At 66.5% G+C, this 14,159-nt stretch carries 12 protein-coding genes and 7 tRNA genes; 15 read left to right on the top strand and 4 right to left on the bottom strand.

Features of this window, described 5'->3' with window-relative positions; all coding sequences use genetic code 11:
* The first annotated feature begins 44 nt into the window (after positions 1-44).
* The 3 genes from C4B30_RS11015 (at position 45) to C4B30_RS11025 (ending at position 3,564) form a co-directional block, all read left to right on the top strand.
* Positions 45-1,142 (top strand): ABC transporter permease, encoded by a 1,098-nt coding sequence (locus tag C4B30_RS11015; RefSeq protein ID WP_027784807.1) that lies wholly within the window; start codon positions 45-47, stop codon positions 1,140-1,142.
* On the top strand, positions 1,139-2,761 hold the full coding sequence (locus tag C4B30_RS11020; protein WP_027784806.1) for an ABC transporter ATP-binding protein: 1,623 nt from the start codon (positions 1,139-1,141) through the stop codon (positions 2,759-2,761). Before C4B30_RS11015 ends, C4B30_RS11020 begins: the two co-directional genes overlap by 4 nt.
* A gap of 128 nt (positions 2,762-2,889) precedes the next feature.
* On the top strand, positions 2,890-3,564 hold the full coding sequence (locus C4B30_RS11025; protein ID WP_027784805.1) for a C40 family peptidase: 675 nt from the start codon (positions 2,890-2,892) through the stop codon (positions 3,562-3,564).
* Between the two features lie 149 nt (positions 3,565-3,713).
* Here the strand turns inward: C4B30_RS11025 and C4B30_RS11030 are convergent, their stop codons facing one another.
* Positions 3,714-4,631: a patatin-like phospholipase family protein gene (locus tag C4B30_RS11030; RefSeq protein ID WP_027784804.1), complete on the bottom strand. Its 918-nt coding sequence runs from the start codon at positions 4,629-4,631 to the stop codon at positions 3,714-3,716.
* Positions 4,632-4,910: 279 nt separating this feature from the next.
* On the opposite strand from C4B30_RS11030, the gene gltX reads away from it, so the two are divergent.
* From gltX to C4B30_RS11075, 9 genes are all read left to right on the top strand, one after another.
* Positions 4,911-6,320, top strand: a complete 1,410-nt coding sequence (gene gltX, locus C4B30_RS11035; protein ID WP_027784803.1) for a glutamate--tRNA ligase — start codon at positions 4,911-4,913, stop codon at positions 6,318-6,320.
* A gap of 129 nt (positions 6,321-6,449) precedes the next feature.
* A tRNA-Ala gene (locus tag C4B30_RS11040) sits at positions 6,450-6,525 on the top strand.
* Positions 6,526-6,662: 137 nt separating this feature from the next.
* Positions 6,663-6,738: transfer RNA gene (locus C4B30_RS11045), tRNA-Glu, on the top strand.
* 78 nt (positions 6,739-6,816) lie between these two features.
* Positions 6,817-6,893: transfer RNA gene (locus C4B30_RS11050), tRNA-Asp, on the top strand.
* Between the two features lie 63 nt (positions 6,894-6,956).
* Positions 6,957-7,032 (top strand) — tRNA-Glu (locus C4B30_RS11055).
* Between the two features lie 80 nt (positions 7,033-7,112).
* Positions 7,113-7,189 (top strand) — tRNA-Asp (locus tag C4B30_RS11060).
* Between the two features lie 64 nt (positions 7,190-7,253).
* A tRNA-Glu gene (locus C4B30_RS11065) sits at positions 7,254-7,329 on the top strand.
* 73 nt (positions 7,330-7,402) lie between these two features.
* Positions 7,403-7,479 (top strand) — tRNA-Asp (locus tag C4B30_RS11070).
* A gap of 221 nt (positions 7,480-7,700) precedes the next feature.
* Complete coding sequence (locus C4B30_RS11075) at positions 7,701-8,165, top strand: GNAT family N-acetyltransferase (RefSeq protein WP_027784802.1); 465 nt, start codon at positions 7,701-7,703, stop codon at positions 8,163-8,165.
* 25 nt (positions 8,166-8,190) lie between these two features.
* On the opposite strand, the gene C4B30_RS11080 is transcribed toward C4B30_RS11075, so the two are convergent.
* Positions 8,191-9,072: an AraC family transcriptional regulator gene (locus C4B30_RS11080; protein ID WP_027784801.1), complete on the bottom strand. Its 882-nt coding sequence runs from the start codon at positions 9,070-9,072 to the stop codon at positions 8,191-8,193.
* A gap of 278 nt (positions 9,073-9,350) precedes the next feature.
* Between C4B30_RS11080 and C4B30_RS11085 the strand changes: the two genes are divergently transcribed.
* Positions 9,351-9,764: a gamma-glutamylcyclotransferase family protein gene (locus tag C4B30_RS11085; RefSeq protein WP_027784800.1), complete on the top strand. Its 414-nt coding sequence runs from the start codon at positions 9,351-9,353 to the stop codon at positions 9,762-9,764.
* A gap of 130 nt (positions 9,765-9,894) precedes the next feature.
* Here the strand turns inward: C4B30_RS11085 and aceB are convergent, their stop codons facing one another.
* Both aceB and C4B30_RS11095 read right to left on the bottom strand, forming a co-directional pair.
* Positions 9,895-11,487 carry a malate synthase A gene (gene aceB, locus C4B30_RS11090; RefSeq protein WP_027784799.1) on the bottom strand — a complete coding sequence of 531 codons (1,593 nt, stop codon included), beginning with the start codon at positions 11,485-11,487 and terminating at the stop codon, positions 9,895-9,897.
* Between the two features lie 67 nt (positions 11,488-11,554).
* Positions 11,555-12,316 carry a haloacid dehalogenase type II gene (locus tag C4B30_RS11095; protein WP_027784798.1) on the bottom strand — a complete coding sequence of 254 codons (762 nt, stop codon included), beginning with the start codon at positions 12,314-12,316 and terminating at the stop codon, positions 11,555-11,557.
* A 156-nt stretch (positions 12,317-12,472) separates the two neighbouring features.
* Here C4B30_RS11095 and C4B30_RS11100 point away from each other — a divergent pair, with 156 nt between their 5' ends.
* Both C4B30_RS11100 and C4B30_RS11105 read left to right on the top strand, forming a co-directional pair.
* Entirely contained in the window at positions 12,473-13,378 is a 906-nt protein-coding gene (locus C4B30_RS11100) for a LysR family transcriptional regulator (protein WP_027784797.1), read from the top strand.
* Between the two features lie 159 nt (positions 13,379-13,537).
* Positions 13,538-13,972: a universal stress protein gene (locus tag C4B30_RS11105; protein WP_011549516.1), complete on the top strand. Its 435-nt coding sequence runs from the start codon at positions 13,538-13,540 to the stop codon at positions 13,970-13,972.
* Positions 13,973-14,159 lie beyond the last annotated feature (187 nt).

Consider the following 14,159-nt stretch of genomic DNA (forward strand, 5'->3'; position numbering starts at 1 on the left):
AAACGAGCCATTCGCATGCCCGGCGCCAGCGGGCGAGGCGCGCGATGAACCGGGCCGTCGTCTCTTCCCGCATCGACGCCGCACGGGCGCGCGTGTCGCCGTCGCCCGCCCGCCGCGTGTGGCAGCGCTTCAGGCAGCAGCGCCTCGGCTACTGGAGCTTCGTGATCTTCGTCGTGGCCTTTGCCGCGAGCCTCGCGGCGCCGCTGTGGTCGAACGACAAGCCGCTCGTCGTGCGCTACGACGGCCAGACCTATTTCCCGATGTTCCAGGCGTACCCGGAGACGACCTTCGGCGGCGATTTCCCGACGCCGGCCGACTATCTCGATCCGTATGTGCGCAAGCGGCTCGAGGCGCCCGGCAACTTCGTCGTCTATCCGCCGAACCGCTATTACTACGACACGCTGAACTACTTCTCGAACGTGCCGAACCCGGCGCCGCCGTCGCGCGAGAACTGGCTCGGCACCGACGCGCAGGGCCGCGACCTGCTCGCGCGGCTCGTGTACGGGTTCCGCGTGTCGGTCGAATTCGGGCTGATCCTGACCGTGATCGGCACGCTGCTCGGGATCGCCGCGGGCGCCGTGCAAGGCTTCTTCGGCGGGCGTATCGACATCGTCGGGCAGCGGCTGATCGAGATCTGGAGCTCGCTGCCCGAGCTGTACCTGCTGATCATCTTCGCGTCGATCTTCGAGCCGAGCTTCCTGCTGCTGATCGTGCTGCTGTCGCTGTTCGGCTGGATCGGCCTCGCCGACTACGTGCGCGCGGAATTCCTGCGCAACCGCACGCAGGACTACGTGCGCGCGGCCCGTGCGATGGGGCTCACGAACGGGCAGATCATCTGGCGCCACGTGCTGCCGAACAGTCTCACGCCGGTGATCACGTTCCTGCCGTTCCGGATGAGCGGCTCGATCCTCGCGCTGACGAGCCTCGACTTCCTCGGGCTCGGCGTGCCGCCGCCGACGCCGAGCCTCGGCGAACTGCTCGCGCAGGGCAAGGGCAACCTCGACGCATGGTGGATCTCGCTGTCGACGTTCGGCGTGCTGGTCGCGACGCTGCTGCTGCTGACCTTCATGGGCGATGCGCTGCGCAACGCGCTCGACACGCGCATCGCCGATTCGGTGCGCGCCGCGGGAGGCCAGCGATGAGCGACGCGGTCGTATCGAAGGCGGACGAACCGCTGCTGTCGCTCGAGCATCTGCATGTGCGCTTCGGCGACACGGTGGCCGTCGACGACGTGACGCTCGCGATCGGGCGCGGCGAGCGGGTCGCGCTCGTCGGCGAGTCGGGGTCCGGCAAGAGCGTGACCGCGTTGTCGATCCTGCGGTTGCTGCGCGACGCCGAAGTCGGCGGCGCGATCCGCTTCGCGGGGCAGGATCTGGCAAGCAAGAGCGAGCGCGAGATGCGCGGGCTGCGCGGCTCGGACATCGCGATGATCTTCCAGGAGCCGATGACGGCGCTCAACCCGCTGTATACGATCGGCGTGCAGATCGGCGAGACGATCGTGCTGCACGACGGCGTATCGGCCGTGGAGGCGCGCAAGCGCACGATCGCGTTGCTCGCGCGCACCGGCATCGCGGAGCCCGAGAAGCGCGTCGACAGCTACCCGCACCAGTTGTCGGGCGGTCAGCGGCAGCGCGCGATGATCGCGATGGCGCTCGCGTGCCGGCCGCGCCTGCTGCTGGCCGACGAGCCGACCACCGCGCTCGACGTGACGATCCGCGCGCAGATCGTCGACCTGCTGCTGGAGTTGCAGCGCGACGAAGCGGAAAAACGCGGGATGTCGATCCTGCTGATCACGCACGATTTGAATCTCGTGCGGCACTTCGCGCAGCGCGTCGCGGTGATGGAGCACGGCCGGCTCGTCGAGAGCGGGCCCGTCGAGCGGATCTTCGCGGCGCCCGAGCATCCGTATACGCAGCGGCTGCTGAACAGCCGGCCGCAACGCGCGGTCACGCCGGTGATGCCGATCGCGCCCGTCGTGCTCGACGCGCGCCACGTGAGCGTGCAGTTCGCGCGCAAGCGGCCGGGCTTCGCGGGCTGGTTCGGCACGGTGCCGGTGACGGCCGTCGCGGACGTATCGGTGTCGGTGCGGCAGGGCGAAACGCTCGGCATCGTCGGCGAGTCGGGATCGGGGAAGTCGACGCTCGCGATGGCGCTGCTCGGGCTGCAGAAGACGGTCGGCGGCGAGATCGAATTCCAGGGGCGCGCGCTGTCGACCTATCGCGGCCGCGAACAGACCGCGCTGCGCTCGAACATGCAGGTGGTCTTTCAGGATCCGTTCAGTTCGCTTTCGCCGCGTCACACGATCGAGCGGATCGTCGGCGAGGGGCTCGAGCTGCATCGCCCCGACATGACGCCCGACGCGCGCCGCGCGAAGTCGCTCGCGGTGCTGCGCGAAGTCGGCCTCGACCGCACGGTGCTGCACCGGTATCCGCACGAATTCTCGGGCGGCCAGCGCCAGCGGATCGCGATCGCGCGCGCGCTGGTGCTGGAGCCGCGCATCCTGATCCTCGACGAGCCGACTTCCGCGCTCGACGTGTCGATCCAGCAGCAGGTGCTGAAGCTGCTCGCGAATTTGCAACAGAAATACAACCTCGGCTACGTCTTCATCAGCCACGACCTGGAGGTGATCGGTGCGATGGCGCACCGCATCGCGGTGATGCAGGACGGCGCCGTCGTGGAGTCGGGGGAGGTGTCCGACGTGTTCACCAGACCGTCACATCCTTACACACAAAAGCTGTTGAAAGCGGTCTGGAAAGCGTGATAGACGTCCAATGGTCGGACCATCTCGATTGTATTTATTAATTTGTTTTGACAAACGATTACGCGCTGGCTAGTATCGACCGAAATTTTCCGCCAATCAGCTGATTTTTAAGCAAATTCCATCGACCAATGCAGCATCGATCCCTGACCCAGGCATGCGCGCGCACCATCGCCGGGCTATTCATCGGCGCCCTGTTCGCAGCAGCTCCCGGCGCGTTCGCCGACGAAGTCAGCAGTTTTAACCAGAATGTCACCAATTCGACTCAGATCGGGTCGGGTGCCTCCCTCCAGCAGACCAGCGCGCAGCCGTCGAGCGGCGGCGCGAAGTCGTTCCTTGCCGGCATGGCGGGCAAGGCAGGCGACGTGGTGGTCGGCGCGCTGAACATGATCGGCGTGCGGTATCGCTGGGGCGGCAACTCGCCGGATTCGGGCCTCGACTGCAGCGGCTTCGTGCGCTACGTGTTCCAGGACACGCTCGGCATGTCGCTGCCGCGTCGCGCGGAAGAAATGAGCCGCGTCGGCGAGAAGGTGAGCATGAGCAACCTGAAGCCGGGCGATCTCGTGTTCTTCAACACGATGCGCCGCACGTTCTCGCACGTCGGCATCTACATCGGCGACAACAAGTTCGTGCATTCGCCGTCGACGGGCAGCACCGTGCGCGTCGACGATCTCGACAGCGGCTACTGGGAAAAGCGTTTCACGGGCGCGCGCCGGATCGAATCGGAATTCCCGATGAAGGCAGAAGACCTGCGTCAGCGCGTGCGTGCGACGATCGGCGACGATTCGGTGAACGGCAACAATTGACGTTTGCCGGTCGGTCGGGCCGGACGATAAAAAACCCTGTCACCGAAAGGCGGCAGGGTTTTTTGTTTTTGGACTGGCGCGGACGACGAGGCGGAAGGCGTTGCGCCGGCCACCGGGAGGCGCCGTGTGCCGCAGCCGCCCGTCGCGGCTTACGCGGCGGTAGCCACGCCGCGTGCCGCCGCGAGCTTGCGCTGCAGTTCCGGCATGATGCGAGCGACCGCTTCCTCGCCCGCGAGGATCGCCGCGTTGCGCTGGTTGAAGTCGCTGCCGCCCATCGCCGCGAGGTTCGGGCGAATCACGACGTCCGCATACTTGTCGAGTTCGTAGGTCTTGATCGTCTGGCCCATGATCGTGAAGGTCTGCAGCAGCATCTCGATCGGGTTGTTGGTCGCCGCGCCGTCCGGCCGCGCCGAGATGTCGACCGCGATCACGAAGCTCGCTCCCATCTTGCGCGCGAACGATGCCGGCACCGGGCTCACCAGGCCGCCGTCCACATATTCGCGATTGCCGATCTTCACCGGCTCGAACACCGATGGCACGCTGCACGATGCGCGTACCGCCAGCCCGGTATTGCCTTGCTGGAACAGGATCGGCTGGCCGCTTTGCAGGTCCGTCGCGACGATGCCGAGCGGCTTCGCCATCTTCTCGATCGGCCGGTTGTTGAGCGTCTTGTTCAGGAAGTTCTGCAGCGCGACGCCTTGCAGCAGGCCGCGCGAGCGAAACGGCAGCGCCCAGTCGCTGATCGACGCCTGGTCCATGTCGAGCGCGATCTTGTTGATCTGCAGCCCGTTCATGCCGGACGCGTAGAGCGCGCCGACCACCGAGCCCGCGCTCGTCCCGGCGACGATTTCGATCGGAATGCCGCGCGCCTCGAGCGCCTTCAGCACGCCGATGTGCGAGAACCCGCGCGCGGCGCCGCCGCCGAGTGCGATGCCGATCTTGACGGGCTTCTCCTGCGGCAGGGCCGTGCCGGGACGGGACTTGTCGCCGAAGGAGGTGCAGGCGGCGAGGCTGGCGGACGCGCACGCAATCGTGAAGTGGCGGCGCGACAGGCGAGGGGACGACATCGAATGGTTCTCCGGCGGCTTGGCGGCGGGTTACACGGCCCGCGGCGGCGATAGGTTCCGAGCGGCCGCGCGGCGGGTTCCGTGCGGCCGGCGCCGCGCCGGCTGGCGGCCGCGGCGCGCACATCATAAAGCAAGCGGTGCGCTTGGCGCGATGTCCGGCGCGAGTATAATTCCGGCTTCTTTCCCGTTCCGGGCGTCGCCGGCTCCGTTGCTGTCGGGGCTGCCGTCGTCGTCCCGCGTCGAATCATTCATGCGCCCCAGGCGTTCGAGTTACCGTTTATGACCCGTCCTGTCCGTACCCGCTTCGCGCCGAGTCCCACCGGCTTCATCCACCTCGGCAACATCCGCTCCGCACTCTATCCGTGGGCGTTCGCCCGCAAGATGAAAGGCACGTTCGTGCTGCGCATCGAGGATACCGACGTCGAGCGCTCGTCGCAGGAAGCGGTCGATGCGATCCTCGAAGGGATGCAATGGCTCGGGCTGGATTTCGACGAAGGTCCGATCTACCAGATGCAGCGGATGGACCGCTATCGCGAAGTGCTCGCGCAGATGCTCGAGAAGGGCCTCGCGTACCCGTGCTACATGTCGGCCGAGGAACTCGACGCGCTGCGCGAACGCCAGCGCGAAGCCGGCCTGAAGCCGCGCTACGACGGCACGTGGCGTCCGGAGCCCGGCAAGGTGCTGCCGGAGCCGCCGGCCGGCGTGAAGCCGGTGCTGCGCTTTCGCAATCCGCTGACGGGCACGGTCGTGTGGGACGACGCGGTGAAGGGGCGTGTCGAGATCTCGAACGAGGAACTCGACGACCTCGTGATCGCGCGCCCGGACGGCACGCCGATCTACAACTTCTGCGTGGTGGTGGACGACATGGACATGGGCATCACGCACGTGATCCGTGGCGACGACCACGTGAACAACACGCCGCGCCAGATCAACATCCTGAATGCGCTCGGCGGCGAGCCGCCCGTCTACGCACACTTGCCGACCGTGCTGAACGAGCAGGGCGAGAAGATGAGCAAGCGGCACGGCGCGATGAGCGTGATGGCGTACCGCGACGCGGGCTTCCTGCCGGAGGCCGTCGTCAACTATCTCGCGCGGCTCGGCTGGTCGCACGGCGACGCCGAGATCTTCTCGCGCGAGCAGTTCGTCGAATGGTTCGATCTCGAGCATCTCGGCAAGTCGCCCGCGCAGTACGACCACAGCAAGCTGAGCTGGCTGAACGCGCATTACATCAAGGAAGCCGACAACGCGCGCCTCGCCGAACTCGCGAAGCCGTTCCTCGACGCGCTCGGCATCGACGACGCGGCGATCGCGACGGGCCCCGCGCTCGACGCGGTGGTCGGCCTGATGAAGGATCGTGCGACGACGGTCAAGGAGATCGCGGAAGGCGCGACGATGTTCTACCGCGTGCCGGCGCCCGAGGCCGATGCGCTCGCGCAGCACGTGACCGATGCGGTGCGGCCGGCGCTGGCCGATCTCGTCGCTGCGCTGAAGGCGGCCGACTGGACGAAGGAAGCGGTGTCCGCCGCGTTGAAGGCGACGCTCGCCACGCACAAGCTGAAGATGCCGCAGCTCGCGATGCCGGTGCGTCTGCTGGTGGCGGGCACGACGCACACGCCGTCGATCGACGCGGTGCTCGTGCTGTTCGGTCGCGACGTCGTGGTGTCGCGCATCGAGGCCGCGCTGGCTTGACGTTCGCGCGCGTGCGAAGCGGTCCGCACAGGAGTGAGCGGGCTGCTTCGCAAAAAATTTCATGCGGATCGTAAAAAGGGTATTTACAAGTTCAGAATCGGTCCATATAATCTCATTTCTGTTCTGCAAGGGGGTATAGCTCAGCTGGGAGAGCGCTTGCATGGCATGCAAGAGGTCAGCGGTTCGATCCCGCTTACCTCCACCAACAGAACAAACTGGATTGATTTGCGAAGCAGCGGTAGTAATAAATGCTTCACAAAATGATTCAAAGCAGTTAGAATTCCGGCCTTCGCTGTTGAGTAGAAGTAAATAGCGAAAGTCAGACGAATCTGAAAAGATTTTGTCCCCTTCGTCTAGAGGCCTAGGACATCACCCTTTCACGGTGAGTACAGGGGTTCGAATCCCCTAGGGGACGCCAAATTCAGCGGCGTTTCGTAGAAGTGTCGCAAGGCTTGCAGGAACGTAACCGACGTCCTGCGGGTTGGGTAAGAAAGCTGGAGCGGTAGTTCAGTCGGTTAGAATACCGGCCTGTCACGCCGGGGGTCGCGGGTTCGAGTCCCGTCCGCTCCGCCAGAACGAAGCCCGTTCAAGACGTTTTTGAGCGGGCTTTTGTATTAAAGATGTAAGCAGTACGTTGTCCCCTTCGTCTAGAGGCCTAGGACATCACCCTTTCACGGTGAGTACAGGGGTTCGAATCCCCTAGGGGACGCCAGATTCAGCGGCGTTTCGTAGAAGTGTCGCAACGCATGCAGGAACGTGACGAGATCCTGCGGGCGGTGGTGCAGAAAAGCTGGAGCGGTAGTTCAGTTGGTTAGAATACCGGCCTGTCACGCCGGGGGTCGCGGGTTCGAGCCCCGTCCGCTCCGCCAGAACGAAGCCCGTTCAAAAGCGTTTTTGAACGGGCTTTCTCGTTAAGGATGTAAGCAGTACGTTGTCCCCTTCGTCTAGAGGCCTAGGACATCACCCTTTCACGGTGAGTACAGGGGTTCGAATCCCCTAGGGGACGCCAGATTTCGGCGTCGTTCGAACAAACGACGCGCCGGCAGGAAGTAACCGACGCCTGCCAGGCAAGCAGCAAGACTGGAGCGGTAGTTCAGTCGGTTAGAATACCGGCCTGTCACGCCGGGGGTCGCGGGTTCGAGTCCCGTCCGCTCCGCCAGAAAATGAAAAAGCCCGCCTTGTGCGGGCTTTTTCATTGGTGTCGCTCGTTGCGCCCGCTTGCGGGCACGTGACTGCGCGGCTTCCGGCGGGACTCGAAGGGCTGCGCTTGCCACCCGGGCCGGGTGCTGCATCAGACGCCGCACCCCCTACGAGAAATTCGCGATTGCATCCGCACGCGACTGCGCTATCGTGGCGGGATGCGTTTCCGACTCCTGCGCGATGCTCGATCCGACCGACCTGCGACTCCTGTATCAGCTCCGGCCAGCGGAGCCCGGCGATTTTCCGTATGCCGAAGCGTTGACGCACGGCAACATGGGCGGCTACTACAAGCGCCATGGGCTCGTGTGGCGCAGCGACCTGTTCTATGCGAGCTGGCGCGAATCCGAGAACTTCATCCTCGAGGCCGACGGCGAGCGCATCGGCGTGCTGCGCGTGACCGAGGAGGGCGATTCGCTGCATATCCGCGACGTGCAGATCGCGGCCGGCCATCGCGGGCAGGGCGCCGGCACCTATATGCTCGAGATGGCGCATCGCTGGGCGCGTGCGCGCGGGCTGCACGAACTGCAGTTGCGCGTGTTCGTCGACAATCCTGCCGCGCATCTGTACCTGCGCATGGGCTACCGGGTCACCGGGCCGCGGCTCGCGCAACTGGGCTCGATCCGCCACATGGTGCGGCCGGTCTGACGGTCCGGCGCGCCGGAGCGAGCGATCAGCGGGCCGTGCCGATCGCGCCGTCGTCGTTTGGCGTTTCGTCGTCCGCGACGCCGCCGTCCGGGCCTCGATGCTCGTAGCCGCGGAGCATGAACGCGCGCGGGCTTTCGCCGAACGCACGGCGGAACATGGCCGAGAACGCGCTCTGGCTCTGGTAGCCGAGCTCACGCGCGATATGCGACAGCGGGCGCCCCTGGTTCAGCAGGGGGATTGCCCGCGCGAGCAGCGCCTGCTGGCGCCACTGCGAAAAGCTCACCCCGAGTTCCTGCTTGAATAGTCGCGATATCGTGCGCGTGCTCGCGCCGACCTCGCTTGCCCAGTGCTCGAGCGACTCCGCATGCGCGGGGTGCGCGAGTACCGATTCGCACAGCAGGCGCAGCCGTTTCTCGTCGGGCATCGGCACCGCGAGCGGCAACGGTTCGGCATGGCTCAGCTCGTCGAGCACGAGCCCGTACAGCAGGCGCTCGCGCGCGGCGCTCAGGTCGCGCGCGTCGAGTGCGACGATCAGTTCGCGCAGCAGCCCCGTCACCTCGACGACGCGGCAGGCATCGAGCCCGTCCGGCACGATCGACTCGTCGATATACAGCGTGCGCAAATAGGCCTCTTCGACGATCATGACTTCGTGCGTGACGTGCGGCGGCACCCAGATCGCACGGGACGGCGGCACCATCCAGGTCGTGCCGGTCGTCGCGACGCGCAGCACGCCGCGCGACGCGTACGCGAGTTGCGCCCACGCATGTGTGTGCAGCGGAATGCGGCGGCCGGCATCGACCTGCCGCGCGCGCACGCGCATCGGATGGACGGCGGTCGGCGCGAATTCCGGCGGAATGTCGATGACGTCGTACGGGTTCGATACGTCGGCTTGGGCGGGCGGATTCATGAACGGTTCGGGCGGCGCGGCGGCGATGCCGTTATTTTAGAAGGCGCAGCGCTTGCGCATGCGGCGGTTTTTCGGGCCATCATGCCGGGTTCAAATGAACTTTGTGTGGGCACCGGCAAATCCGGGGCGGCTGCGTGCGGCTGCGTGCGGCCGCGCGCGCCGACGGTTCGAACCATCGGGCCGGTATCGCGGTCTATCGATGCGTGCGCAATTGCATGCCAATCGCGCACCGATCGCACGCGAACACGGCAACACACGAATCGAAGAGGAGAACCACGATGCGCCACGTATTCGTCTATGGCACCTTGAGAGCCGGACAGGCCAACGACATCGGCCATGCGGCCGCTCGCCACGGAATCGCCGCGCCGACGCTGCTGGGCGCCGCCGCGCTGCCGGGCGAACTGTACGATTTCGGCACGTATCCGGGCATGATCGCCGGGCCGGCCGGCAAGTCGCTGGTCTGGGGCGACGTCTACGAGGTCGACGAGCAGCTCGTCCCGGTGCTCGACGAGATCGAGCGCGTCTATCCGGGCGTCGACTCGCTGTTCAAGCCGGAAGAGGTGACCGTCGAGCTCGGCGGCCGACAGTACGCCTGCCTGTATTATCCGGTTGCCGCGCATGCGGCGGCCGGGCGCCCGCGCATCGCGTCCGGCGACTGGGTTCAGCACCGGCGCGAGCAGGAAGCCGCCTGAGCGTGCCCGCGGGCGGCGGCCGGATTCGCCGCAAAAGAGAAAGCGCCCCGCGGGGCGCTTTTTTCATGCCGCCATCGCATGCGATCGCCGGCACGGCGTGGCCAGCCGGCGATCGCAGCAGACGGCGTCGTCAGATTTCCTCGTACAGCGGCAGCGTCAGGAATTCGGTGAAGCCTTCCGACGTCGACATCCGCTCGAAGATCGCCGCGGCGCGTTCGTACGGCTGCGTGTTGCCGCCGACCGAGCGCTTCACGTTGTCGAGCTCGATTTTCGCGAATTCGCGCACGAGTTCGGCCGTGACCTTGCGGCCGTCGTCGAGCACGCCCTTCGGCGAGCGGATCCACTGCCATACCTGCGAGCGGGAAATCTCGGCCGTGGCCGCATCTTCCATCAGGTTGTGGATCGGCACGCAGCCGTTGCCGTCGAGCCACGCGCCGAGGTAGTGGATCCCGACGTTGATGTTGTTGCGCAGGCCGGCTTCGGTGATCGGCGCTTCCGGCTGGAAGTCGAGCAGGTTCCTGCCTTCGACCTGGACGTCGTCGCGCTGCTTCGCGATCTGGTTCGGCTTGTCGCCGAGCACCTTGACGAATTCTTCCATCGCGATCGGCACGAGGCCCGGGTGCGCGACCCAGCCGCCGTCGTAGCCGTCGGTCGCGTCGCGGGCCTTGTCCGAACGCACGCCGCCCATTGCCTTCTCGTTCGCCTCCGGATCGTTCTTGATCGGGATCAGCGCGGCCATCCCGCCGATCGCCGGCGCGTTGCGCTTGTGGCAGGTCTTCAGCAGCAGCAGCGCGTACGCGCGCATGAACGGCACCGTCATCGTGATCTTCGAACGGTCGGCCAGGCAGAAGTCGCGGTCGTTCTTGAACTTCTTGATCGCCGAGAAGATGTAGTCCCAGCGGCCGGCGTTCAGGCCCGAGCTGTGTTCGCGCAGTTCGTACAGGATCTCGTCCATCTCGAACGCGGCGAGGATCGTCTCGATCAGCACCGTCGCGCGGATCGTGCCGCGCGGCACGCCGACCGCTTCCTGCGCGGCGACGAAGATGTCGTTCCACAGGCGCGCCTCGAGATGGCTTTCCATCTTCGGCAGGTAGAAGTACGGGCCGGAACCGCGCGCGATCAGTTCCTTCGCGTTGTGGAACAGGAACAGCGCGAAATCGAAGATGCCGCCGGACACGCGCTGGCCGTCGACCGTCACGTGCTTCTCGTCGAGGTGCCAGCCGCGCGGGCGCACGATTAGCGTCGCGACCTTGTCGTTCAGCTTGTACGACTTGCCGTTCTGCTCGAGCGAGATCGTGCGGCGGATCGCGTCCTTCAGGTTGATCTGGCCGTCGATCTGGTTCGTCCAGCTCGGTGCGTTCGAATCCTCGAAGTCCGTCATGTATGAATCGGCGCCCGAGTTCAGCGCGTTGATGATCATCTTGCGCTCGACGGGGCCCGTGATCTCGACCCGCCGGCATTGCAGGTCGGCCGGCAGCGGCGCGACCTTCCAGTCGCCTTCGCGAATCGCTTTCGTCTCGGCCAGGAAGTCGGGGCGCTCGCCCGCGTCGAGGCGTTTCGTGCGCTCGACGCGCGCCTGCAGCAGCGCTTGGCGGCGCGATTCGAACGTGCGGTGCAGCGCCGCGACGAGTGCCAGCGCGTCGGGCGTCAGGATGGCTTCGTAACCCGGCTTGATTTCGCCGGTGATCGTCATGCCTTGCGGCAGCGTGATCGGGGTGCTCATGAGTCTCATCTCCTTGGTCGGTCAGTTGCGGTTTCGGTGAAGGGGGAAGGCGGCAGCGCCGCGAGCGTCATGCACCCGGGCCGGGGCGCGTGCGGTTCGCGGGTCTGCCGGACGGAGCCGGGGTGGCGAGAAAGGCGAGCAGGTCGGCCATGCCGGTGCCCGTGCCGTGGGGCGGCGCGCCGAGTTCCTCGGCGGGCGCACCCGTGCGGTTGAGCCAGAACGTCGTGTAGCCGAACCAGGTGGCGCCGGCGACGTCCCACGCGTTCGACGACACGAACACGATGTCGCGCGGATTCGCCCCGAACGCGGCGGTGCCGAGTGCGTAAGCGGCCGGGCTCGGCTTGTACGCGCGCACGGTGTCGGCCGACAGCACGCGATCGAACAGCCCGGACATGCCGGCGCTCTTGATCGCGATGTCGAGCATCTGCGGGGTGCCGTTCGACAGGATCGCGAGCGGCGGGCGCGGGTCGAGCGCGCGCAGCTTGCGCAGCGCGGGCACCGTATCGGGATAGGTGGACAGGCACGCGTATTCGTCCATCAGCCGCTTCTCGGCCGCGCTGTTCAGCGCGAGCCCGAGCCGGCGCGCGGCGAACCGCAGCGCATCGAGCGTGATGTCCCGGAACGGGCGATAGCGGGCGCCGGCCGGATCGGCGAGCGTGCGCAACTGCGAGTATTCGATCTGCTTGCGTCGCCACAGCTGCGACAGCCGTTCCCCGTGACCGGGAAACATCTGCTCCGCCGCGGCCAGCACGGCGCGCACGTCGAACAACGTGCCGAATGCGTCGAAGAGGATAGCGTCGGGAGAGGAGAGTGTCGTTGTGGCCGACATAGCCTTGCGCTCCAGTTTCAGAGGTCGGGTCGATTCTATTCGTGATCGAAGGTGCTAAAAAAGACGCTAATCATCACTTGATCTTTTACTTTCATATACCTAATCTTGAGCGGCTCAAGCTATTTGAAGGGCGGCGAGGCCGTCCTTTCGGGAGTCATGGACCGGTTCAAACAGATCGAAACATTCGCCGCGGTCGCGGCGAAAGGCAGCCTGTCGGCGGCTGCGCACGCGGAAGGCGTCGCGCCGGCGATCATCGGCCGCCGCCTCGACGCGCTCGAGGAGCGGCTCGGCGTGAAGCTCCTCGTGCGCACGACGCGCAAGCTCACGCTGACGTTCGAGGGTTCGGCGTTCCTCGAGGATTGCCAGCGCATCATCAACGACATGCAGAACGCGGAGGCAAGCGTGTCCGCCGGCGGCGTCAAGGCGAGCGGCCATCTGCGGATTTCCGCGCCGGCCGGCTTCGGCCGGCGGCACGTCGCGCCGCTCGTGCCCGAATTCAGCGTCGGGCACCCCGACGTGTCGGTCACGCTCGACCTGTCCGACCGGATGGTCGACCTCGTCAACGAGGGGTTCGATTGCGCGGTGCGGCTCGGCGAGCTGCCCGATTCGTCGCTGGTGTCGCTGAAACTCGGCGAAAACCGCCGCGTGTGCGTCGCGTCCCCCGCGTATCTCGCGCGGCGCGGCACGCCCGCCACGCTCGCGGAACTCGCTCGCCACAACTGCCTCGCACTCGCGGCGAACGCGAACCAGCAGCGCGGGTGGGCGTTCCAGGACGGCGACAAGGTCGTGTCGATCCGCGTGAACGGCACGATGGAATGCTCGGACGGCGCGGTGCTGCACGAGTGGTGCCTCGAAGGCTACGGGCTCGCGTGGCGTTCGTGGTGGGAAGTCGGCGAGGACATCGCGGCCGGCCGGCTCGTCAGCGTGCTCGACGCGTTCGCCGCGCCGCCGATCGGCATCCATGCGGTGTTTCCGCAGCGCCGGCATCTGCCGCTGCGGGTGCGCCTGTTTCTCGATTACCTGAAGCACACGTACGAGCGACCCGGCTATTGGGGCGAGTAGGCGACGCGCGCCCGCGCGTTTCCGATATGAGGGCGAACCCGCTGGCGACGCGGTGAGCGCGGTTTCGCACACTACAATCGTAAGAGGCATGCGCGCCGTGTCGCGGCCGGCTCCGCTGGAGCCGCGGCGCGCGGCGCGCGATTGACGAAGGAGGGCGCGATGTTCCGGCACATCCTCGTTCCAACCGACGGTTCCGAACTGTCGCAAAAGGCGATCGACGGCGCGATCGACCTGGCTCGTGCGGTCGGCGCGCGCGTGACGGCCTACGCGTGCCTGCCGCAATACCCGTACTCGCCGTTTTCCGAAGTGATCATCGAGCCGCCCGCCGATTTTCGCGCGCGCAGCGAGCGCGAGGCGCGTGCGCATCTCGACGAGGTGGAAGCGGCCGCGAAGGCGGCCGGCGTCGCGTGCGACACGTGGACGAGCGTGCATCCGTCGCCGTATCTCGGCATCATCGAGGCGGCCGAGCGCGGCGGGTGCGACGTGATCTTCATGGCGTCCCACGGACGCCGCGGGCTCGGCAGCCTGCTGATCGGCAGCGAGACGCAGCGCGTGCTGACCCATACGAAAATTCCGGTGATCGTCTATCGGTAGGGCAGCGCCGGCCGTGGCCGGGCGGGCTGCGCCGCGGAAAAAGGGCGCGCCGGACGAAGCCGGCGCGCATCGTTGCTGGCGGCCCGCAGGCCGCGCGGCCGGTCGCGCAATGAGACTCGCGCGCCTGCCGTCTCCTCCCTGATTGTTGTCCGGTGGCCGATGCCGCGGCGTCAAGAGACGCGGCGGC

The organism is Burkholderia sp. BE12, from assembly GCF_002959955.1.
GTDB lineage: Bacteria > Pseudomonadota > Gammaproteobacteria > Burkholderiales > Burkholderiaceae > Burkholderia.

Coding starts and splice junctions, on each gene's coding strand:
- C4B30_RS11015 (WP_027784807.1), top strand. CDS start 45: ATGAACCGGGCCGTCGTCTCTTCCCGCATCGACGCCGCACGGGCGCGC.
- C4B30_RS11020 (WP_027784806.1), top strand. CDS start 1,139: ATGAGCGACGCGGTCGTATCGAAGGCGGACGAACCGCTGCTGTCGCTC.
- C4B30_RS11025 (WP_027784805.1), top strand. CDS start 2,890: ATGCAGCATCGATCCCTGACCCAGGCATGCGCGCGCACCATCGCCGGG.
- C4B30_RS11030 (WP_027784804.1), bottom strand. CDS start 4,631: ATGTCGTCCCCTCGCCTGTCGCGCCGCCACTTCACGATTGCGTGCGCG.
- gltX (WP_027784803.1), top strand. CDS start 4,911: ATGACCCGTCCTGTCCGTACCCGCTTCGCGCCGAGTCCCACCGGCTTC.
- C4B30_RS11075 (WP_027784802.1), top strand. CDS start 7,701: ATGCTCGATCCGACCGACCTGCGACTCCTGTATCAGCTCCGGCCAGCG.
- C4B30_RS11080 (WP_027784801.1), bottom strand. CDS start 9,072: ATGAATCCGCCCGCCCAAGCCGACGTATCGAACCCGTACGACGTCATC.
- C4B30_RS11085 (WP_027784800.1), top strand. CDS start 9,351: ATGCGCCACGTATTCGTCTATGGCACCTTGAGAGCCGGACAGGCCAAC.
- aceB (WP_027784799.1), bottom strand. CDS start 11,487: ATGAGCACCCCGATCACGCTGCCGCAAGGCATGACGATCACCGGCGAA.
- C4B30_RS11095 (WP_027784798.1), bottom strand. CDS start 12,316: ATGTCGGCCACAACGACACTCTCCTCTCCCGACGCTATCCTCTTCGAC.
- C4B30_RS11100 (WP_027784797.1), top strand. CDS start 12,473: ATGGACCGGTTCAAACAGATCGAAACATTCGCCGCGGTCGCGGCGAAA.
- C4B30_RS11105 (WP_011549516.1), top strand. CDS start 13,538: ATGTTCCGGCACATCCTCGTTCCAACCGACGGTTCCGAACTGTCGCAA.